Origin of the sequence: Chryseobacterium carnipullorum, assembly GCF_003815695.1 — a bacterium.
Taxonomy (GTDB): domain Bacteria; phylum Bacteroidota; class Bacteroidia; order Flavobacteriales; family Weeksellaceae; genus Chryseobacterium; species Chryseobacterium carnipullorum.
This window is the reverse complement of record NZ_CP033920.1, coordinates 5,129,416-5,151,217: the sequence shown is the minus strand read 5'-3', so window position 1 is coordinate 5,151,217 and position 21,802 is coordinate 5,129,416. Positions and strand designations below refer to the sequence as shown.

At 38.4% G+C, this 21,802-nt stretch carries 13 protein-coding genes; 7 read left to right on the top strand and 6 right to left on the bottom strand.

The window, feature by feature from the left end; translation table 11 throughout:
* Positions 1 to 185 precede the first annotated feature (185 nt).
* Complete coding sequence (locus EG346_RS23280) at positions 186 to 1,190, top strand: glycosyltransferase family 2 protein (protein ID WP_123882186.1); 1,005 nt, start codon at positions 186 to 188, stop codon at positions 1,188 to 1,190.
* Positions 1,191 to 1,240: 50 nt separating this feature from the next.
* Here the strand turns inward: EG346_RS23280 and EG346_RS23275 are convergent, their stop codons facing one another.
* Positions 1,241 to 2,467 carry an aminotransferase class I/II-fold pyridoxal phosphate-dependent enzyme gene (locus tag EG346_RS23275; RefSeq protein WP_073336767.1) on the bottom strand — a complete coding sequence of 409 codons (1,227 nt, stop codon included), beginning with the start codon at positions 2,465 to 2,467 and terminating at the stop codon, positions 1,241 to 1,243.
* Positions 2,468 to 2,624: 157 nt separating this feature from the next.
* Here EG346_RS23275 and EG346_RS23270 point away from each other — a divergent pair, with 157 nt between their 5' ends.
* Positions 2,625 to 3,083, top strand: coding sequence for an Lrp/AsnC family transcriptional regulator (locus EG346_RS23270; protein ID WP_073336765.1), 459 nt, complete (start codon positions 2,625 to 2,627; stop codon positions 3,081 to 3,083).
* 2 nt (positions 3,084 to 3,085) lie between these two features.
* On the opposite strand, the gene EG346_RS23265 is transcribed toward EG346_RS23270, so the two are convergent.
* Positions 3,086 to 4,117 (bottom strand): bestrophin family protein, encoded by a 1,032-nt coding sequence (locus tag EG346_RS23265; RefSeq protein ID WP_073336763.1) that lies wholly within the window; start codon positions 4,115 to 4,117, stop codon positions 3,086 to 3,088.
* A gap of 128 nt (positions 4,118 to 4,245) precedes the next feature.
* The gene (locus tag EG346_RS23260) at positions 4,246 to 6,318 is read right to left on the bottom strand and encodes an alpha-ketoacid dehydrogenase subunit alpha/beta (protein WP_123882183.1); all 2,073 of its coding nucleotides are present in this window, start codon (positions 6,316 to 6,318) and stop codon (positions 4,246 to 4,248) included.
* Positions 6,319 to 6,535: 217 nt separating this feature from the next.
* On the opposite strand from EG346_RS23260, the gene dnaE reads away from it, so the two are divergent.
* The 3 genes from dnaE (at position 6,536) to EG346_RS23245 (ending at position 16,726) form a co-directional block, all read left to right on the top strand.
* Positions 6,536 to 11,203 (top strand): DNA polymerase III subunit alpha, encoded by a 4,668-nt coding sequence (gene dnaE, locus EG346_RS23255; protein WP_123882180.1) that lies wholly within the window; start codon positions 6,536 to 6,538, stop codon positions 11,201 to 11,203.
* A gap of 332 nt (positions 11,204 to 11,535) precedes the next feature.
* Positions 11,536 to 14,892 carry an NIDO-like domain-containing protein gene (locus EG346_RS23250; RefSeq protein WP_123882177.1) on the top strand — a complete coding sequence of 1,119 codons (3,357 nt, stop codon included), beginning with the start codon at positions 11,536 to 11,538 and terminating at the stop codon, positions 14,890 to 14,892.
* A 247-nt stretch (positions 14,893 to 15,139) separates the two neighbouring features.
* The gene (locus tag EG346_RS23245) at positions 15,140 to 16,726 is read left to right on the top strand and encodes a GEVED domain-containing protein (RefSeq protein WP_123882174.1); all 1,587 of its coding nucleotides are present in this window, start codon (positions 15,140 to 15,142) and stop codon (positions 16,724 to 16,726) included.
* An 82-nt stretch (positions 16,727 to 16,808) separates the two neighbouring features.
* Here EG346_RS23245 and EG346_RS24955 read toward each other — a convergent pair whose 3' ends face one another.
* Together EG346_RS24955 and EG346_RS23240 are read right to left on the bottom strand one after the other, a co-directional pair.
* The gene (locus EG346_RS24955; RefSeq protein ID WP_164466279.1) at positions 16,809 to 16,967 is read right to left on the bottom strand and encodes a hypothetical protein; all 159 of its coding nucleotides are present in this window, start codon (positions 16,965 to 16,967) and stop codon (positions 16,809 to 16,811) included.
* 45 nt (positions 16,968 to 17,012) lie between these two features.
* Positions 17,013 to 17,840 carry an ion transporter gene (locus tag EG346_RS23240; protein ID WP_073336754.1) on the bottom strand — a complete coding sequence of 276 codons (828 nt, stop codon included), beginning with the start codon at positions 17,838 to 17,840 and terminating at the stop codon, positions 17,013 to 17,015.
* A 61-nt stretch (positions 17,841 to 17,901) separates the two neighbouring features.
* Here EG346_RS23240 and EG346_RS23235 point away from each other — a divergent pair, with 61 nt between their 5' ends.
* Together EG346_RS23235 and EG346_RS23230 are read left to right on the top strand one after the other, a co-directional pair.
* On the top strand, positions 17,902 to 18,999 hold the full coding sequence (locus tag EG346_RS23235; RefSeq protein WP_123882171.1) for a Nif3-like dinuclear metal center hexameric protein: 1,098 nt from the start codon (positions 17,902 to 17,904) through the stop codon (positions 18,997 to 18,999).
* A gap of 3 nt (positions 19,000 to 19,002) precedes the next feature.
* Positions 19,003 to 19,779: a zinc ribbon domain-containing protein gene (locus tag EG346_RS23230; protein ID WP_123882168.1), complete on the top strand. Its 777-nt coding sequence runs from the start codon at positions 19,003 to 19,005 to the stop codon at positions 19,777 to 19,779.
* 198 nt (positions 19,780 to 19,977) lie between these two features.
* On the opposite strand, the gene EG346_RS23225 is transcribed toward EG346_RS23230, so the two are convergent.
* Positions 19,978 to 21,756, bottom strand: a complete 1,779-nt coding sequence (locus EG346_RS23225) for an AMP-dependent synthetase/ligase (protein ID WP_123882165.1) — start codon at positions 21,754 to 21,756, stop codon at positions 19,978 to 19,980.
* Between the last annotated feature and the right edge of the window lie 46 nt (positions 21,757 to 21,802).

Here is a 21,802-nt window from a genome sequence, read left to right as displayed (position 1 = left end):
TAAAACTATACGTGTGTTGAATGTTAATCTGTTGATTATATGTCGAAATTACCAAAATTCAGTCAATAATAAGCCCTTATTTGCGCATTTTCTTTAAACTTTTTAGACAAAGAAAATTTTCGATAATCTATCGCAAACCGTTTGCGGGTTCATCAGCGAATAAGTAATTTTGAAAAATTTTCAATTTGAAACCTACTATTTCCATCATTGTTGCTATTTTCAACCGAAAAGATGAACTTTTTGAACTGCTGAATTCGTTGACTTTTCAGACAGATAAAGAGTTTGAAGTTATTATTGTGGATGATGGTTCTCTGATTGATCTTAAGCCGACCATTCAGAATTTTGAGGAAATATTAGATATTGAATATTTCAGAAAAGACAATTCAGGACCTGGATTGAGCCGGAATTATGGTGCCAGGAGAGCCAAGAATGAATGGTTAGTTTTTGTAGACAGCGACGTGATCGTTGAAAAAGATTATATCGAGAATATCAAAAGAGATGTCGGGACCATTCCGTGTGATGCTTTCGGAGGAGCAGATAAAGCTCACAAAGGTTTTAATCTGATGCAGAAAGCCATTTCCTATTCAATGACCTCTGTTTTTACGACAGGTGGTATCAGGGGAAGTAAAAAAGCTGTATCCCGATTTCAGCCGAGAAGTTTTAATATGGGGGTCAATAAAGCTGTTTTTGAAAAGGTGGGTGGTTTTTCAGAAATGAGAATCGGAGAAGATCCGGATTTATCAATGACGCTTTGGGAAAATGGTTTTAACACTGCATTTTTTGATGATATCGCTGTGTATCATAAGAGAAGGGTAGACCTGGGGAAATTTTCTAAGCAGGTGTATCAGTTTGGATGTGCAAGACCGATTCTTAATCAGCGGCATCCCAATTATGTCAAGATCTCATTTGCATTTCCTACCCTGTTTATGTTAGGTTATATTCTTGGTTTTGCCGAATATTTTATTCTGGGAAGAGGAATTATTCTAGCTTTTTACGGATTATATACTTTTATGGTATTATTTCACGCGATGATGGTGACAAAGAATATCAGCATCGCCGGAATGGCAGTGATCTCTACCTACATTCAAATGTTTTCTTACGGGTATGGTTTTCTTAAATCATGGGTTCTTCTGAATATCTTAAGAATGAAACCTGAAGATGCCTTCCCTAAGCATTTCCATAAAAAATAGATTAAAAAATAAAAGCTGTCAGAAATTCCGGCAGCTTTTATAACAATAAATTAGGATATGTATAGAGTTTCATGGTTGAGAACGCCTGTTTTTAGCATACATTCCCGCATTTTTTCATAAGTTCTGGCGATATCATGGTCCAGACCGATTGAGAATCTGATCAATCCATCCGATATGCCCATCGCTTCACGCTCTTCTTCCGGAATCTCCGATGAAGTGGAACTTCCCGAGCATGAAAATAAAGTTTTGTAGAATCCTAAACTTACAGCCAGATACCCTAAGTTTTCACGCTGCATCATTTCCATCAGCTCATTTGCTTTGTCAGTTGTACCTGCATCTACGGTAAGAAGTCCTCCATATCCATATTCCTCATACATCATGCTTTTCATCAGTTCATGGTCCTTGTGGGATTTCAGTCCCGGATAAGAAACTTTAAGACCATCTTTTTCAAACCTTTCAGCAAGATACATCGCATTGTGGCTGTGCTGTTTCATTCGGATGTGAAGTGTTCTCAGGTTCTTTAAAATGCTTGCAGAACGGAAACTGTCCATGGTGGGACCCAGCAGCATACAAGCTCCGTTGTTGACATTCTTCGTATCATTGATGAATTCCTGAGTTCCACAATATACGCCACCTACCGTGTCACTGCTTCCGTTAATGAATTTGGTTAAACTATGAATGACGATATCGGCACCTAATAAGGTCGGTGAAACAGAAAGAGGAGAGAAAGTATTATCTACAATCAGTTTTAAATTATGTTTTTTACAGATTTCAGAAAGTTTTCTAAGGTCTGCCACTTCAAGAAGCGGATTGCTTACACTTTCGCAGTAAATAACTTTAGTATTGGGTGTTATAGCATTTTCTATAGATTCAAAATTGCTTATATCTACAAAAGTAGTGTCAATATGAAAAGGAGGAAGGAAATTTTTAAGAAACGCATAGGTTCCACCATAGATGGTTCTGCTGGAAATAATATGGTCACCACTTTTACATACCTGCATTAAAACAGAGGTAATGGCACCCATACCAGATGCGGTAACATTGGCCGCTTCAGTATTCTCCATTTTGGCCAATGCCTGAGCAAGGTAAAGATTCATCGGTGATGAATGTCTGGAATATAAATAACATCCTTCAGCATTTCCTTCAAAGGTGTCGAACATCGTTTTTGCTGAAAGGAATGTGTACGTAGAACTATCTGAAATCGATGGGTTTACTCCTCCGAATTCACCAAAATATTGCAGATCCTGGATCTCATTAGCCGCATTAAAATTTTCCATAAGCTTAGATTTTATTTATCGGCTTAAATATGATCTGTTTTCATAATTATTACAAGAGATATTTAAATTTACAGAATATAAATCTATATTTGGTTATTCTAATAGAAAATATGTTTGCTATATTTGCTTTTGTTAAACTTTTGCCAAAAAAACATCTATGAATTTTGATGAAACTGATAAAAAACTGCTCCTATTTCTGCAGGAAGACTGCAAACAAACCACTAAAGAACTGTCCTACAAGCTTGGATTGTCGGTAACTGCTGTGTATGAAAGAATAAAAAAGCTTGAAAATCTGGGGGTGATATCAAGATATGTGGCATTGCTTGACCGGCATAAGATCAATCGCGATTTTATAGTTTTATGCCATATCAAACTGACACAGCACAAAAAAGAATTTGTGTTGCAGTTTGAAAGGGAAGTCATGAGCCTGCAGGAAGTTACGGAATGCTTCCATGTAAGCGGTGATTACGACTATATTCTTAAAATTGGAGTGAAAGACATGGAGGACTACCGGAATTTTATGCTGAGTAAATTAACGGCACTTCAGCACATAGCAAGTACTCACAGCTCTTTTATGATCTCTGAAGTGAAAAATACAACGGCTATTGTCCTTTAGATTTATACTAAAACTCCGTTTTTGGATGAAATAGGATCCGGAAGATCTGTTTCTCCTCCCATTTGTAGAAGATCAATTTCTATAGCTCTGCAAATAGAAAGCATCGGGACGTCAAACATTAATCCTCCAAAAGGATTTTCTGAATAATCACCCACCAGTTCCATAATAATATAGATCCATCCGATAATGATACAGAAAGGAATGGAAGTCCAGATTCCCCAATCCCCCAATTTGGCAAATTCATTCACCAAACCCAGCGGAAGTAAAAGAATAAAAAGGATATTGAATACAAATGCTGTACTCGCAAACTGTCTTGGGGAAGGGAATTTTTTAATTCTTTCGGCTTGTCCCTGATAATTGTAGAACTCGTTTAAGGCATTTTGAAGCTGTACCTGATTAAATTCTGAAATGATCTTTTTATTTTTTAATTCATTGATCTCTTTGGCTTGCTTTGAGATCAGATAAGTGGCGAAATTTTTATATTCCGATTGCAGTTCAAGCTCTTCTTCGGAAAGGTATTTATGTAAAAAGATAGGCGTTCTTCCATAATCAGGAAAACCTGCTTTGATCAGTCTGTGACGTTTGAGGTCAATACTTTGAAACTTATCCTCTTCATTGCTGATGTGTTCCCATTCTGCAGGAACCAGAAGCTGTTCACGGAAAGCATAAAGCCATGCGATATGACGGTAAACAATTCTTTTCCTGCGATCTTCCAGTTCAAAAGCTCCCATTTCTTCCTGTTCAGTATCAAAAGCATACACCATGGAAGCAAAAGAACGGCTTGAGTTCACGATTCCACCCCATATTTTTCGGGCTTCCCATAATCTGTCATACGCCTGATTGTTTTTAAAACCCACCAAAAAAGCCTCTGCTGTACCAATCAGCGCGACAGGAACCCACGGAATGATCATCCAGTCCCAGTTAAAAAAATAAAAAAGTGTGGTAATTAAGGTACACCAGATCGAAATCCAGATTAAATGAATACCGGATAAGTTTAAAACCTGTTTGTAGTTGACGTATTTTGTGGTGATCATAATGCTGTGTGAAATTTCGTGTGCATATAAACAAAAGAAATACCAAAATGATATATTCTAATGCTTATTAAATGTAATAAAAAAAACCTCTAAAAAATTAGAGGTTTATATAATATTTTTAAAGCTGATTAATAGTTCAGCATTTCTTCAATTTTTTTGCTTAGTTTTTCAGCATTGGGAAGCATTTCTTTTTCCAGCACTAAATTAATAGGAACAGCCGGAACATCCAGAGATCCCATTGTTTCTACCGAGGCATCCAGATACCTGAAGCAGTTTTTCGAAATACGGTGTGCAAACGCCTCAGCAAATGAATTATTCAGTTGTTCTTCTGTCAGAACGATGCATTTCCCGTGTTCTTTTACCCTTTCAAAAACAAGTTCTTCATCAAGAGGAATCAGCGTTCTCAGATCGATCACTTCCACTCTTCCGTTAAAATTCTTAACTGCCTCCTTTGCCCAGTAAACTCCCATTCCGTACGTGACAACCAGTAGAGTTCTTCCTTTTTCAGTTTCATCTTGGTCAGCTTCAATGATCACCTTGCCTTTTCCAAAAGGAAGGATATAATCTTCTGCTGGTTCAATGGTTTTAGCATCTTCAGTTCCCGGAACTTTACTCCAGTATAAACCTTTGTGCTCAAGCATAATCACAGGGTTCGGATCATAATAGGCGGCCTTTAATAAACCTTTGAAATCGGCAGCGTTGCTAGGGTAAGCAATTTTAATCCCTTTAATATTGGCTAAAATACTTTCCACACTTCCACTGTGGTAAGGTCCTCCACCTCCGTAAGCACCAATTGGTACACGGATGATATTACTTACAGGAAATTTTCCCTGACTTAAATAACTTGATTTTGAGATTTCAGTGATCAGCTGGTTGATTCCAGGATAAATGTAATCGGCAAACTGAACTTCTACGATAGGTTTTAATCCTACAGCACTCATCCCGGCCGTTGACCCAATGATATAGGCCTCCTGAATAGCGGTATTGAAAACTCTCTTGCTTCCGAATTTTTTTCCTAAAGTAACCGTCTCTCTGAAAACACCTCCGATTCTTTCTCCCACATCCTGCCCGTAAAGAAGAGCTTCAGGATGCTTCCACATCAGTTCCTGAACCGCATGGATAGCAGCGTCTACCATGACAATCTTTTCACCACCTGCAGGTTCGCGTGTTCCCGTTTCTTCCGTAATCGGAGTAGGCGCAAAAACATGCTGCATCACAGTTTCTGGTTTTGGATCTTCAGCATTTTGTGCTCTTTCAAAAGCTTCTTCAGCTTCAAGGCGGGCTTTTTTAGTGATCTGTTTTAGCAGATCTTCATCCGTGCCTGATTCCAGCAATTGTTTTCTAAGGATCTCACCCGGATCTTTAGCCCTATGTTTTGTTAAATCTTCTTCGTCTCTATAGAATTCTCTTCTTACCCCTGATGTATGATGACCGATAAGGACCGTTTTAGCACAAACGACTATTGGTTTTCTTTCGTTTCTTACGAAATCTACAGCCTTTTTCATCGCCTCGAAACTTTCTACGAAATCAGTTCCGTCTACACGCATTCTGCTAAGACCTGTAAATCCTGCCACGAAATCATAAGCATCACAGGTTCTTGCTTCTTCTTTGGTTACAGAAATTCCCCATTCATTATCCTGTACAAGAAATAGAATCGGAAGCTGATGAAGAGCAGCAAACTGTAATGCCTCACTTACTTCACCTTCTGTTACAGAGTTGTCTCCAAGACTGCATACCACGACAGGATTATTTTCAAAAGTCTCTAAATTGAAATCCTGAATATATTTTATGCCCTGCGCAACCCCTGTAGTTGGGATGGTCTGCATTCCTGTAGCAGAACTCTGATGGATGATTTTAGGTTTGTTTTCATCACGGCTGGAAGGGTGAGAATAATACGATCTTCCACCTGAAAAAGGATCCTCTGCTTTTGCCAGCAGCTGAAGCATCAATTCATAAGGTTCAAAACCGATACCCAAAAGAATACTTTCGTCTCTGTAGTAAGGAGAAACCCAGTCTTCTTTTTTAAGCTGATAGGCAGTGGCCAGCTGAATGGCTTCGTGACCTCTTGAAGTACTATGAACATATTTACAGATGTTTCTGTTTTCTTCATAGATATCCGCCATCGCTTTAGCCAGCATCATGTGATTGTACGCTTTAAGCAAAATATCCTGAGAAACTTTTTCGTGAAGTGTATTTTCCATAGGAAGCAAATATACACAAAAAAACAAAATACTAACAAGCGTTAGTGTTTTATGAGAAATCTGTTTTCAGTAACGGTTATCTGTTGATAAGTACTAGTAAAATAGTTCTTTTCTTACAGAAGATTAATAAGTGTGCAGAGTTCTCCTTTATAGAGTAATAATCTGAAAAAAATGAAGTAACTTTACATTCTCTTTTTTAAAAAAGTTAGAAACTTATATGTATTTAATTTTTGACACAGAAACAACCGGTTTACCTAAAAATTTCAATGCACCCCTTTCAGACTCAGACAACTGGCCAAGAATGGTTCAGATTGCGTGGCAGGTGCACGATGATGAAGGTAATTTAATTGAAAATCAGGATTATATAATAAAGCCTGAAGGGTATGATATTCCCTTTAATGCGGCAAGAATTCACGGGATTACCACCAAAATAGCCAATGAAGAAGGACGCGATCTTCAGGAGGTTTTAGAAGAATTTTCTAAAGTTCTGGACAGGGTAAGGGTAGTTTCCGGACACAACGTAGAATTTGATTATAATATTGTTGGAGCAGAGCTTTATAGAAAAAATTTAAAAGACAATCTTCAGGATAAACCTAAAGCCGATACCATGGTTTTAGGAACGGACTACTGTAAACTTGGCGGTGGAAGAGGAGGTAGATATAAATCTCCCAAACTGGAAGAGTTGTACGAGAAGCTTTACGGTCACAAATTTGACGAAGCTCACAATGCTGCTGCCGACGTTAATGCAACTGCAAGGGTATTCTTTGAAATGATGAGGATAGGAGTTATTCCTGCCGAAGTACTGAAGATTTCCGAAGATCAGCTGGCCTATTTTAAGACCCTTTATCCTGACCCGATAAAGCCCTTTAATATTGTTATCAGAAGACAGGTTGCGGATTTTAATAACAAGAAAAAACAAGCGGATACCGGGAATATTGACGAAGTTGATATCGGAAAATATTTCAATTTTAACAGTCACAGTGTTTTTTCTACCCTGATGGCGACATCCAGCATTAATGATCTGATCAAAAAAGCTTCCGATGAAAACTTTCCTGCTGTAGGAATGGTGGATATCGGGAATATGATGGGAGCTTTTAAATTCGTTTCGGCAGTGGAATCTGCCAATTCTGACCGCTCAAAAAAGCATAAAGAGTTCCTTGCCAGAAAGCAGGAGGCTGAAGAAAACGGAACGGAGTTTACAGAAGAAGAACCTGTTTCAGAGCCTCTGATTCCGATTGTAGGCTGTGAATTTTACATATCAGAACGTTACGAGCAGAAGCAGTTTACCAAAGATGATCCGGACAGAAGAACTCAGATGGTTCTTTTGGCAAAAGATTTTAACGGATATAAAAATCTGGCAAAACTATCCAGTATAGGATTCTTAAAAGGTTTCTACTTTGGAGTACCAAGGATCAGCAGAGAGCTTATCGCTGAGTATAAAGAAGGTCTTATTGCGGTAACTTCGGGAATTCTTGGAGACATCCCGGATGCTATTCTTAATACGGGGGAGCAAAAAGGGGAAGAACTTTTTAAATGGTGGAAAGACACTTTCGGAGACGATTTTTATGTACAGCTTCAAAACCACAAGTTGCCTGAAGAAGAACACCTGAATGAAGTTTTGCTGTATCTGGCAGATAAATACAATACGAAGATTCTTGCTCAGAATGAAACTTTTTATACCCATAAAGATGACGCCAATATTCAGGATATTGTAAGTTGTATCAAAGATGGTGAAAAATTAACGACCCCTGTCGGCAAAGGTTTTGGAAAACGAAGAGGATTGACGACGGGAGAGTATTATATTAAAAACAGTGATGAGATCAAAGAAGCATTTCTGGCTTATCCGGATGCTTTCGAAGCTTATGAAGAATTTCTGGGCAAATTCAGCCCGTATACATTAAAAAGGGATGTTCTTCTTCCTAAGTTTGATATTCCGGAAGAATTCATTCATGTTGAAGATGCTGAAGATGGAGGCAAAAGAGGCGAGATGGCTTATCTTACTCATCTGACTTATGAAGGGGCCAGAAAACGATATGCAGATACAGGAATTACAGATGAAATTAAAGAACGTCTTGACTTTGAGCTTGATGTAATTGCCAATACCGGTTATCCGGGATATTTCCTTATTGTACAGGATTTCTGTAACGAAGCCCGGAATATGGGCGTTTGGGTAGGGCCTGGAAGGGGTTCCGCTGCAGGTTCTGCGGTAGCCTACTGTATTGGGATTACCAATGTTGACCCTATTAAGTATGATCTCCTTTTTGAGAGATTCCTGAATCCTGAAAGGGTTTCAATGCCCGATATTGATATTGACTTTGATGATGAAGGACGGGACAGGGTGATTAAATGGGTAATCGAAAAGTACGGACAAAGCCAGGTAGCACAGATCATTACATACTCTGTTTTAGGTGGTAAATCTGCCATTAAAGATGCAGGCCGAGTACTGGATCTTCCCATTCCTGATACCAATAATATCGCTAAACTTATTCCTCCCAGTCCGGGAATGAATATTGCCAAAGCTTTGGCTAAATACGATAAACTGAAGCCTGAAGATCAGATGCTTGTGGATGAAATGAGAATGGTGCTGAGTAACCCGGATGATCCTCGTTTCGACGTACTGGCAAGTGCCAAGAAAATGGAAGGATGTATCAGAAATACAGGAATCCATGCCTGTGGGGTAATCATTACGCCTGAGGATGTAAGTAATCTTGTTCCCATAACCATTGCAGCGAAAGATGCCGATATTCTGGTCTCACAGTTTGACAACTCGGTGGCGGAAAGTGCCGGGCTTCTGAAAATGGACTTCCTGGGTCTGCGTACCCTCACCATTATTAAAGATGCCATGAAGCTGGTCAAACAAAGACATAATATAGATCTTGATCCGGATGAAATTCCGCTGGATGATGCGAAAACCTATCAGTTATTTAAAGAGGGGCGGACGATCGGGATTTTCCAGTATGAAAGTCCGGGAATGCAGAAATACATGAGAGAGCTTAAACCTACGGTTTTTGCCGATCTTATTGCCATGAACGCACTATATCGTCCGGGACCCATCAAGTATATCCCGAACTTTATCAACAGAAAGCACGGGATTGAAGAAATTGTTTACGATTTACCGGAGACAGAAGAATACTTAAAAGAGACTTACGGGATTACCGTTTATCAGGAGCAGGTGATGCTTTTGTCCCAGAAGCTGGCCAACTTTACCAAAGGTGAAGCCGATACGCTGAGAAAGGCAATGGGTAAAAAGCAGATTGACGTTCTGAATAAAATGTATCCGAAATTCATCGAAGGAGGACGGAAAAACAATCTTAATGAAGAACGGTTAGAAAAAATATGGAACGACTGGAAAGCCTTTGCAGAATATGCCTTCAATAAATCTCACTCTACATGCTATGCGCTAATTGCTTACCACACGGCATATCTTAAAGCTAATTTTCCGGCAGAATATATGGCGAGTGTAATGAGTAATAACATTAACAATACTGATTCTATCACCCTGTTCATGGAAGATTGTAAAAGTATTGGAGTAGATGTTTTAGGACCGGATGTTAACGAATCTCAGTATAAATTCTCCGTAAACGAAAAAGGACAGATTCGTTTCGGCTTAGGAGCCATTAAAGGAATTGGTGAAGGACCAAGTGAGGCGATTACAAGAGAACGTGCTAATGGAAGATTCAAAAATATCTATGATTTCTTCGAAAGAATACTGCCTTCTCAAATGAATAAAAGAGTAGCGGAAAGTTTAGTTTTGGCTGGTGCTTTCGATGAATTAGGTTCTTATCACAGAGGTCAGTATTTTGATATTGATATGGCTGGAAAAACCAATCTTGAAAGGCTGATCAGATACGGACAGAGTTTTCAGGAAAGTAAAAACGAAATGGAGCACTCGCTCTTTGCTGATTTTGCCGATGAGGTACAGATTGAGCAACCTAAATTGCCACCTTGTCCGGAATGGCCGAATATGCATAAACTTAACAAAGAAAAAGAAATTATTGGATTCTATCTTTCTGCGCATCCGCTGGATGAATTCAAGTATCATTTTCAGTTTATGCAGGGACAATTGTCCAAGAAGTCTGTACTGGAAAAGGACGAAGAGGAAAAGCTGGTGACTGATGAAGTTCCGATTTTAGAAAAGGATTCTCAGGATGAAACGGTAGATCTTATCGAAATTGTTTCTGATGAAATGTCTGTAGGTGAAGAAGAAATCATAGAAGAGGTTACGAAAAAAGCTGAACCGAAAGGGAATTTTATGTTTTTAAATCTCGATGAGGTGGATGCTTATAAAGAGCAGGCTTTTGCCAATAAACAGGAAGAATTGTTTGAAGAAAAAAAGAAAGACTGGAAGACCCTTCAGAAAGAAAGAGAAAATGGGGGAGGCGGAAAAGAATATACCGTGGCCGGACTGATCACTGAATATAGGGTTCAGGATGGTTTCAGAAGTGGGGAGAAAGTAGCTTTCGTTACACTGGAAGATTATTCCGGGTCTTATTCTTTCAGGTTGGGAGACCGTGATTATATGCGGCTGAAAGAAAAACTGGAGGTTCAGAGATTTGTGATCTTCAAAATAAAGTTTGCACAGGTTAAGGACGGAAGAGTCTTTGTGAATGTAAATGACGTTATTGAACTTCAGGAAGCTTTTGAAAGATTCGCAAAAAGCATCTCTCTGGTGATGGATGTCATGGATGTACGCGCCGAAGATCTGGACTTTTTCCGTACTGTTCTGGATCGTAATAAAGGAAACCAAAAACTTAAATTCTTTATTAAAAATATAGAAGATGATTCTCAGATTGAAGTTCAGTCTATGAAACATTCCGTTGATCTCAACGGAGATCTCATTAAAGAAATACAACTCTTAAATAAATATGAATTCTATCTGAATTAAGAATCAGGACATACTAAAGTATAAAAGCGGCATTTTGCCGCTTTTTTTATGTAAATATTAAGTCGTTGTCAAGTGAAAAAATATTATTTTTTTTTATGTTAAATTGAAAATTAATCTATTTTTAGTGACTTTTTATTTCATATTAATGTATTGAATATTAATGCTTTATATATTTTTCTGGTATTGTTGATTTAATATTAAAATTAAACACATATTTGATTTTATGTAAACAATGGATTGTTTTGTGATTTTATTGTTAATATTTTATGATAATTTTTGATTTTCAATAGAATATTTGTTTACTTTTACCCTCTAATTTATTTTTACTACGTATGAAAAAACTTCTACTTTCGTGCTTAGTTTCCATGAGTATGGGAGCTTATGCACAGGTAGGTCCACCACAGGCTACTAATCCAAATACCAATAACGGGTATGGATTTGCGCAGAATAGTGGAACCTATACTCCGCTATCAGCTGGTCGAACTATTTGGCAATCCGGCGCAACATTAGGAACAGATGCTGTGTCTGCAGCGATTAACTTACCATCAGCTTTTAAGTATAATGGTAAATCTTATTCGAGCATTTACATTAGCAATAATGGTTTTATAACACTTGGTACACCTGCTTTGGCAGCTACCTATTCAGGCCTTTCTACGGATACCACCACTCCTTATGAAGGAGCATTTGCTGGTTTTGCAGCGAACCTTAGACATGCAAGTACGACAACGTCTGAAATTTCATATGAAACAGTAGGATCGAAATTTGTTGTTCAGTTTACAGATTTACAAGGTAATACGGCTGCTGCTGCACAGCTTATTAATTTCCAGATACAGCTTGATTTAACATCAAATACCGTTAATATTGTATATGGTAACTGTGTTTCCGGAACTGCTACTTTAACCGGTCAAGTAGGGATCAGAGGGTCTGAAAGTTCAGATATGAATAATAGAACCGGGACTGACTGGACCGCCACAGGGATCGGGACATCAACAACATCCACCTGTACTTTAGGAAGTACTAACGGAGTTACTGTTCCAGCTTCCGGTCTTACCTTTACATTTACTCCCGGAACATGGCTTTCTACAGCTCCTGCTTATGCAACATTACCTTTCACTGAAAGTTTTGGAACATGGGCAAATGGTAACTCAACGGGAGATCTGCCCAATGCAGCTAATTGGAGAACATGGCCTGCAAGAGGCGATAACTCATGGAGAGCAAGTGATATTTCTCTTTCAGGGTTTTCAAGTGCTTCAGGATGGTCTGGCACAGGGGGAAGCAATACCGTTTCAGCGCCTGCTGTAGCAACGACTGCAAGATTTCATTCATACAATACTGTGAATGCATCCGGGTATATGGATTTATATGTTAATTTATCCACTGGTGCAGGAAGCAGAATTTTAAATTTTGATTATATTAATCCAACCGGAACCGATAATCTAAAAATACAAATTTCTACTGATGGAGGAGTTACATTTAACAGTGTAGGATCCACTTACGGAGTTTCTGCTTCATGGTCTACCAAATACGTTGACTTAGGAACCACCAGTGCAACTGCTGTTGTAAGATTCCTTGCGACAGGTGATAATGGAAGTGATGATATCTATGTTGATAATGTAAATATTAATGCACTTACGTGTTTAATGCCGGATACAGTTACGGTGGGTACTTCAACAGCTACAACAGAATCTGTAAGCTGGACGATGGCAAATCCTGCCCCTGCATATGATATTTATTATAGTACAACCAATACAGCTCCTACAAGTGCAAGTACCCCTAATGTAGTGGGTGCTACAGGTACCACTGCTACATTGATAAACCTTGCACCGCTTACCACCTATTATGTGTGGGTAAGATCCCGTTGCAGCAGTTCTGATCAAGGTCTCTGGGTTGCAGGGCCATCATTTACAACGAAAACATTTTGTCCGGTAGTATCTGCTCCTGCTTCTTCAGCAGTTAATGTTCCTGTGACCCCTACGTTTACATGGGCAGCCAATGCGGACGCAACTGGTTATAGAATTACTATAGGAACTACATCCGGAGGAACAGACGTATTAAACAATGCAGATGTTGGTAATGTGACCACTTACACTTTACCTACTCCTCTAAATACCTCGACGACCTATTACTATACTGTAAATTCTTATAATGCTGGGGTAACTTCTTCATCATGTACCGTAAGAAACTTTACAACAGTATGCGGTGTGATAACACCTGGTTATACAAATAATTTTTCGAATCTCCCTGGCACATGTTGGGGACTGGCTAATGGCGGAACACCTGCAACAGGACCGGGTACAGGTACTACAAACTACTGGGTTGCCGATGGATTCTTAAACGTAGGAAGCACCGGTGCTGCTAAAATTAATCTTTATACCACAGGAAGACAAGGATGGTTGAAATCTCCGGCTTTCAATTTATCTGCTGGTGGTTATAGAGTTAAATTTGATTATGGTGTAACTACCTATAATGCGACAACTGCCAGTCCTATGGGTTCTGATGATGTGGTGCAGCTTGTTGTTTCTACAGATGGAGGAACTACATGGAGCGTGTTAAAAACTTGGGATGTCAATAACGCACCTAGCAATACTTCAAACACTTATGTTTTCGATTTAGCGAATTACTTAGGGGCTAATACTATGTTTGCTATCTATGGAAGCGATGGTACAGTTGATGATACTCCTGATTATGAATTCTTTGTTGATAATTTTGTGGTAGAATCTATTCCTGCTTGTGATGCTCCTGTAAATCCAAACATTTCACTGGTTACCGATTCTTCTGCTACAATTTCCTGGACAGCTCCGGCGACTGCTCCAGCAAATGGATATCAGTATTATTTTTCAACAACTAATACAGCTCCTACGTCAGGAACAGCTACTACAGCTACTAGCCAGATTCTGACTCCTCTGCAGCCTCTAACGACTTATTACTATTGGGTAAGATCTATGTGTGCCGGAACACAAAGTGCTTGGGTATCCGGATCTTTCACAACATTGGCTGTTCCGCCTGCAAATGATAACTGTTCTTCTGCTGTAAATCTAGTGGTTGGAGGAACATTTGCTCAAAATGTAGTAAATGGAACAACTGTAGGTTCTACTAATACTCCTGCATTAGCTGCCAGCTGTCTTTTAGCGCCAACAAATGTGGCAGGAAATGTATGGTATAAAGTAGTGGTTCCCGCTTCCGGTAATGTCACTATTGAAACAGATACTGCTACAGGTACAGCTTTAACAGATACCGTACTTTCAGTTTTTGCAGACTGTACAAGTACTACTTCTATCGCTTGTGATGATGATAATGGTAATGATAACTTCTCTAAGGTTTCTTTAACAGGACAGACACCTGGTGCAACTTTATACGCTAGTGTATGGAGATACTCAAGCTCAGGAGGAGGTACAGACGGTACGTTCCGTATTTCAGCTTACGATTCATCACTTCTAGCAACTTCAGAAGTTTCTGCAGCTAAAAATGAGATCAAAGCGTATCCAAATCCTTTTGCAGAAGTCTTGAATATCTCTGATATCTCTAAAGTAAAATCAGTATCAATTGTTGATCTTGCCGGAAGACTTGTAAAAACCATCGATAACCCTTCTTCAACTCTTCAGTTGGGAGATCTTAAACAAGGATTGTATCTGGTAACGCTTAACTTGAAAGACGGATCAAAACAAACGATCAAGGCCATTAAGAAATAAAATTTTATTGACCGTATTATTATATAGAATAGCAGCTGAAAGGCTGCTATTTTTTTTACCCACTGATGATCAGTTTTTAATAATATGAAAAATAAATGCACTTAAAAATACTTTATCACACCCATTGCAAAAAGCAATTAAACCTATTTGATATAGATAACTGGTAGAGAGCCATCTATATTTTAAATAAAAAAATAGTTATTGTGTTTTTTTTATTAAATTAGCTAATACCATAAAATAAATTTATATGAAAAAGTTTTTACTTGCGAACTTACTAATGATTGGCACATGTGCATTTGCTCAGACCTATTGTATACCGGAATTTTCCAGCGGGTGCGATGGCGGCGATATGATTGACAGTTTTACCATTCCTTCAGCTGGATTCAGTCATTTGGATACCGGATGTTCTCAGGGAGCTTACGGAGATTATACAGCGCAGACCATTAATATGAACGCAGGGGTAAATTATGCCTTTTCTGTAGTTCATGATTATTCCAATCAAAACGTACGGATCTGGATTGATTTTGATAACAACGGAACATTTGATGATGCGGCACCGGAGCTTGTTGCAACAGCAAGCAGTACAGGTCCGGATAATAATTCTATTACCAACGGCAGCATCTCTATTCCGGCTACAGTTACACCGGGAACTTACAGAATGAGAGTAGGCGACCGGTATTCCAGCCAACCGGAACCTTGTAATACAGCCGGATATGGAGAAGCGCACGATTATACAGTGATTATAGGAGCAGCTCCAAGCTGTCTGGCACCTAGTAATTTATCTTCAAGTACAGTAACTTCCAATTCAGCATCTATTTCATGGACAGCTTCTACAAGTACCGTTGGAACAGGCTATGAATATTACTATTCTACAACAAACACTGCCCCTGCAAGTACTACTGCAGCTACAGGAAGCGTAGCAGGATCCTCTACATCTGCTCAGCTTTCCACATTATCTTCCGCTACCACGTACTACGTGTGGGTAAGATCTGCCTGCAGTGCTACTGATAAAAGTGCATGGTCTTTAGGAACATCCTTTACAACAGAATGTGCCGTTGTGGTACCCACAGTAACCTATACCAATAATTTTTCAACATTTCCGGGAAATTGCTGGGAGCAGGCTTCAGGAGGTGATGCATCTACAGGACCTACCGATACTGACGAATTATGGTATAGTGGTGACTTCCTGAATTCAGGGGACAATGCTGCCAAAGTAAATCTTTACTACACCGATAATCAAGCGTGGCTGAAGACCGTACCTTTCAATCTGTCGGCAGGAGGATATAAAGTTAAATTTGATTATGGAGTTACAGAGTTTTTAGAAACCACTCCTTCGGCGATGGGATCTGACGATGTGGTTCAGTTTCTGGTTTCAGGTGACGGAGGAAGTACATGGACCGTTCTGCAGACCTGGAATGCTGCCAACGCACCGTCTAATACTTCGACGACCTATTCTTACAACTTGACTTCTTACACAGGAGCCAATACAGTCTTTGCATTTTATGCCTCTGATGGAACAGTGAACGATCCGGAAGACTATGAATTTTTCGTCGATAATTTTATCGTAGAATCTGCATCACTGGCTACATCTGAAGTTTCCAAAGCAAAAGAAGATATTAAAGCCTATCCAAACCCGTTCACTGAGGTGCTGAATATTTCAAAATCAGACCTTGTAAAATCGGTTTCAGTCTCTGATGTTTCCGGAAGATTGGTGAAAACCATTGAAAATCCATCTTCTGCGCTTCATTTAGGAGATCTGAAGCAAGGATTGTATTTTGTGACACTGAATATGAAAGATGGTTCCAAGCAAATGATCAAAGCGATCAAAAAATAAAAATAAAAAGAAAATAATCCCAATTGATAGAAAAAGACGGCAATTTTGCCGTCTTTTTTATGTTACTTATCATTCATCACGATCATTTGTTGGGTACCGGCTGTATATCTCCTGTATTCATATGTTCAAATATGGTAGGGAAAAACATGACTAGTATGAAATAAATAATGATCATTAATACGACTAAAGAGAAAAGGATAATGACCAGACTGTTGGGCTTGTTTTTCTTTTGTGGTTCCATGATTTTTGTGGTATTGGGTTAATAGATTAATATCAATACCAGATACTAAGCTAATTTCTTGCCACACTGTTTGCAGTACCTCGCATCGTCATCAATATCTTCATTGCCGCACTGGTCGCAGATCTTTTCAAGATTCTGTCTTTTGTTCCGCATTTCTGCTGTTACAATTCCTGTTGGAACGGCAATGATCGAATAACCGGCAAGCATTAAAATAACAGCAAAGAATTTACCCATCGGCGTAATAGGGGAGACATCTCCATACCCTACCGTCGTCACAGTAACTACGGCCCAGTAAATGGATTGTGGAATCGTTTCAAATCCGGGTCTTCCGCCCTCTACCATAAACATAAGGGAGCCGACGATCACTGAAAAGATGATCAGGAACAAAAGAAAAATATAGATCTTTCTGGAACTGTGTTTTAAGGCCCGAACGATGAGGTAGCCATCATTCATGAAGTCAAGGAGATTAAAAATTCTGAAAATCCTCAGCATTCTCAGCATCCTGAATATCAGGAAGTATTTTGTAACAGGAAAGAAGAAACTCAGATAAAAAGGAACAAGTGCAAGAAAATCAATGATTCCGAAAAAGCTGAAAATGTAGTTCTTTTTATTCTTTATAACACTGATTCGCATCCAGTATTCAACCGTGAAAAAAATAGAAATAATCCATTCAAGAATCAGAAAAGAGTAGTGAAACCTTTTATCAAGTTGGGGTACACTTTCCATCATGATGATGGCTGTACTGATAAGGATCAGAGATAATAATGTAATGTCAAATAACTTCCCGAGTTTAGTATCGGCACGGTAAATGACCCTGTAAAGAAACCTTTTCCAAAGCTTATCTTCAGGAACAAGATTATGTTCTCTTTCCATTTTTAATGTTTTTTAAAATTAACAAATTATCGTTATTTTCGTAGCAAACATACAGAATAAAATGACAATAAGCGAAGTAATTTCAAAAATAGAGAACCGTATTCCCCTTCAGCAGGCGGAAGATTTTGACAATGTAGGACTTCTTTGCGGAGTTCCCAGCAGAAATGTCAGCGGTATACTTGTCTGCCATGATGCGTTGGAGAATGTCGTGGAGGAGGCTATTCAGAAAAACTGTAACCTGATTGTATGTTTTCATCCTATTATTTTCTCAGGATTAAAATCTCTGACAGGAAAGAACTATGTAGAAAGAGCAGTGCTGAAAGCGATTGAAAATAAAATCGCCATTTATGCCATACACACAGCATTTGATAATGACTTATTCGGTGTTAATCACGGGATATGCAGCCATTTGGGATTAAAAGATCTCAAAATTCTTCAGCCCAAAAAAAATAATCTGAAACAATTGACCGTTTTTGTCCCTAAAGAACATTCTGACAAATTGAAAGAAGTCCTGTTCTCTGCGGGTGCCGGAAATATTGGCTTTTATGATGAGTGCAGTTTCACGCTCAACGGAAACGGGACTTTCAGACCGGTGGAAGGATCCAATCCATTTTCGGGACAACAAAACATCCGTGAAAATGCAGATGAAGACATGATCTCTGTTATTTTTGAAGGCTATAAACAGAATGCTATTATTTCAGCCATGAAGACAGCACATCCCTATGAAGAAGTAGCTCATCAGATCTATCAGCTGGATAATGAAAATCAGCACTCAGGTTTGGGAATGTATGGCGAACTTCAGGAGGAAATGGATGAAAAGGATTTTTTAAGACTTGTACAGGAAAAATTCGGGCTTGAAGTTATCAAACATTCAGATTTTACCCGTAAAAAAATCAGAAGAGTGGGGGTTCTTGGGGGATCCGGAGCGAGTGGAATAAAATCAGCTTTGTCAAAGAAATGTGACGCTTACCTTACCGGAGATATCAAATACCACGATTATTTCATGGCGGAATCCAAAATGCTGATCTGTGACATAGGTCATTATGAATCAGAACAATTTGTAACTCAACAATTATTTGAAATTTTGTCACAAAAATTTAGTACATTTGCAATTTCAAAATCTATTGAAAAAACAAACCCAGTAAATTATTTCATTTAAGATATGGCAAAAACCAACGATATTTCAGTTGAAGAAAAATTAAGAGCTTTATACGATTTACAGATCATTGATTCAAGATTGGATGAAATCCGAAATACCAGAGGAGAATTGCCAATTGAAGTTGAAGATCTTGAAATTGAGATTGAAGGACTTGAAAAAAGAGCTGAAAAATTTCATGCAGATATCAAAGATCAGGACGACCAGATCAAAACAAAGCATGAAGTGATCAACCATGCAAAAACTTTAATTGAAAAATACAAATCTCAGCAGGATACGGTAAGAAACAATAAAGAGTTTGAAGCATTAGGAAAAGAAATGGAATTCCAGGAGTTGGAAATTCAGCTTGCTGATAAAAGAATTAAAGAATTCGGAGTTAAAATTGCTCACAAAAATGAAACTTTAAGCGAACTTAATGGGAAAATCAGTGATTTAAAGAACCATTTAAAATTCAAAAAAGAAGAATTAAGCGGGCTTGTTTCTGAAACTCAAAAAGAAGAAGAATACTTAATAGAGCAGTCTAAAGAGTATGCAAGTAAAATTGACGAAAGATTACTAGCTTCATATAACAGAATCAGAAAGAGCTCTATCAACGGATTAGCTGTTGTAGGATTAGAAAGAGGGGCACCAAAAGGTTCATTCTTTACCATTCCTCCTCAAAAGCAGATGGAGATCGCACAGAGAAAGAAAATTATTATTGATGAGCACTCAGGAAAAATTCTTGTAGATGACGAATTGGTAATGGAAGAAAACGACAGAATGAAATCGGTGATTAAATTTTAATTGCGATTTTAAATCATATAAAATGTGTTTCAGAAATGAAGCACATTTTTTTTGTGATGATATCTTGTCAATGATTGGATTTTCTTTGATAACAAAATTCGTTTGTACTGTCTTGAAGTTTTGCTATTAATAAAAGTTTTAGTTCGCTATGTTTAAAATAAAAAAGCTGCTTCATTTCTGAAACAGCTCCTTGTATTTTTATTCGTGATGTTCGTACATTTTATTGTACAGATCCATAAATTTCTCTTTGACCGCTTTTCTTTTCAGTTTTAAAGTGGGAGTAAGCAATCCTGTTTCAATGGCCCAGACTTCGGGAGTGAGCTCAATTCTCTTGATCTTTTCCCAGTTTCCGAGATGTTCGTTGATGCCTTCAATCTCCTTTTCAATTCTTTCTTTTAATTCCTTACTTTTTGCAATTTCTGCCGGGGTAGAACCTATATTCAGATTATTTCTCATGGCCCAGCTTTTAGCAAATTCAAAGTCGGGTTGTACCAATGCACACGGCATTTTTTCACCATCACCTACCACCATGATCTGTTCGATAAACTTTGAAGCTTTTGCTTGGTTCTCAATCATTTGCGGAGCAATGTATTTTCCTCCTGATGTTTTGAACATTTCTTTTTTACGGTCAGTGATCTGTAAAAATCCTTCAGCATCAATATGTCCTATATCCCCTGTTTTGAAAAATCCATCATTGGTAAACGCCTCTTTGGTCATTTCTTCAGCTTTAAAATAACCTTTGAAAACAGAAGGTCCTTTCACGGTAATTTCACCATCTTCCTGGATTTTTACCTGTAGATTATCCAATGGAACACCTACTGTTCCTACCTTCATTTTGTTAAAACTATTGACTGCAATAACCGGTGAGGTTTCAGTTAATCCATATCCTTCCAGAATAGGAATTCCGGCATTCTGGAACATCATATTTAATCTTGTGGACAAAGCCGCAGAGCCGGAAACCAACGTGATAATTTCACCGCCCAAACCTTCTCTCCATTTAGAGAAAACCAGTTTGTCCGCGATGATTTCCTGCAGTCCGGACGGTTTTCCAATGACTTTCTTTTTGCTGATTAAATTTAAAGCCCAGAAGAATATTTTTGATTTCAGACCGCCGGCAGACGAACCTGTGTTGTAAATTTTATCATACACTTTTTCCACCAATCTGGGGACCACCGTCATATAATGAGGCTTCACTTCTTTTATATTTTCGCCCATTTTATCAATGCTTTCAGCGAAATAGATTGAAAATCCATTATACTGGTACAGATAGAAAAGCATTCTTTCAAAAATATGACAGATCGGAAGGAAGCTTAATGCTCTGGAATCCTTGTAATCAAGGCTTTTTTTCTTTGGAATTCTTGGAATAGCCCCCAAAACGTTGGAAACAATATTATGGTGAGTAAGCATTACTCCTTTGGGTCTTCCTGTAGTTCCGGAAGTATAAATAATAGTGGCCAGATCTTCAGAATTGATCGCATTGGAAAGATCCTCTACTTCAATTTGGGTAGAATCATCCTCTCCGAGATCCAGAATTTCTCTCCAGTTGGCAGCCCCGCTTATATTGTCGAAGGTAAAAATGCCTTGAAGGGAAGGGATATTATGTTTCACCTTCATCACCTTGGTAAGAAGTTCCTTGTCAGATACAAAACAGTACTGTATTTCGGCATTATTAAAGATAAATTCATAATCTTCAGCCGAAATACTCGGATAAACAGGAACCGAAACCACCCCTATCTGAGACAATCCAAAATCCATCACTGCCCATTCTGTACGGGAATTGGTAGTGATCAGAGCAATTTTATCTCCCGGTTTTATGCCCAGTTTCAAAAGTCCTCTGGATATTTTATTTCCCTGATTGATAAACTCTAACGTCGAAGTTTTTTTCCATTCGCCCTGATATTTGGTTACAAACATGTCCGTTTTAGGAAATTTTTCTAAAGCGTAGTGTGGAATATCGAATAATCTTTTGATTGCCATGATTTTTTAAGTAATTTTTAAAGAATTTTAAATATAAGCATTTTTT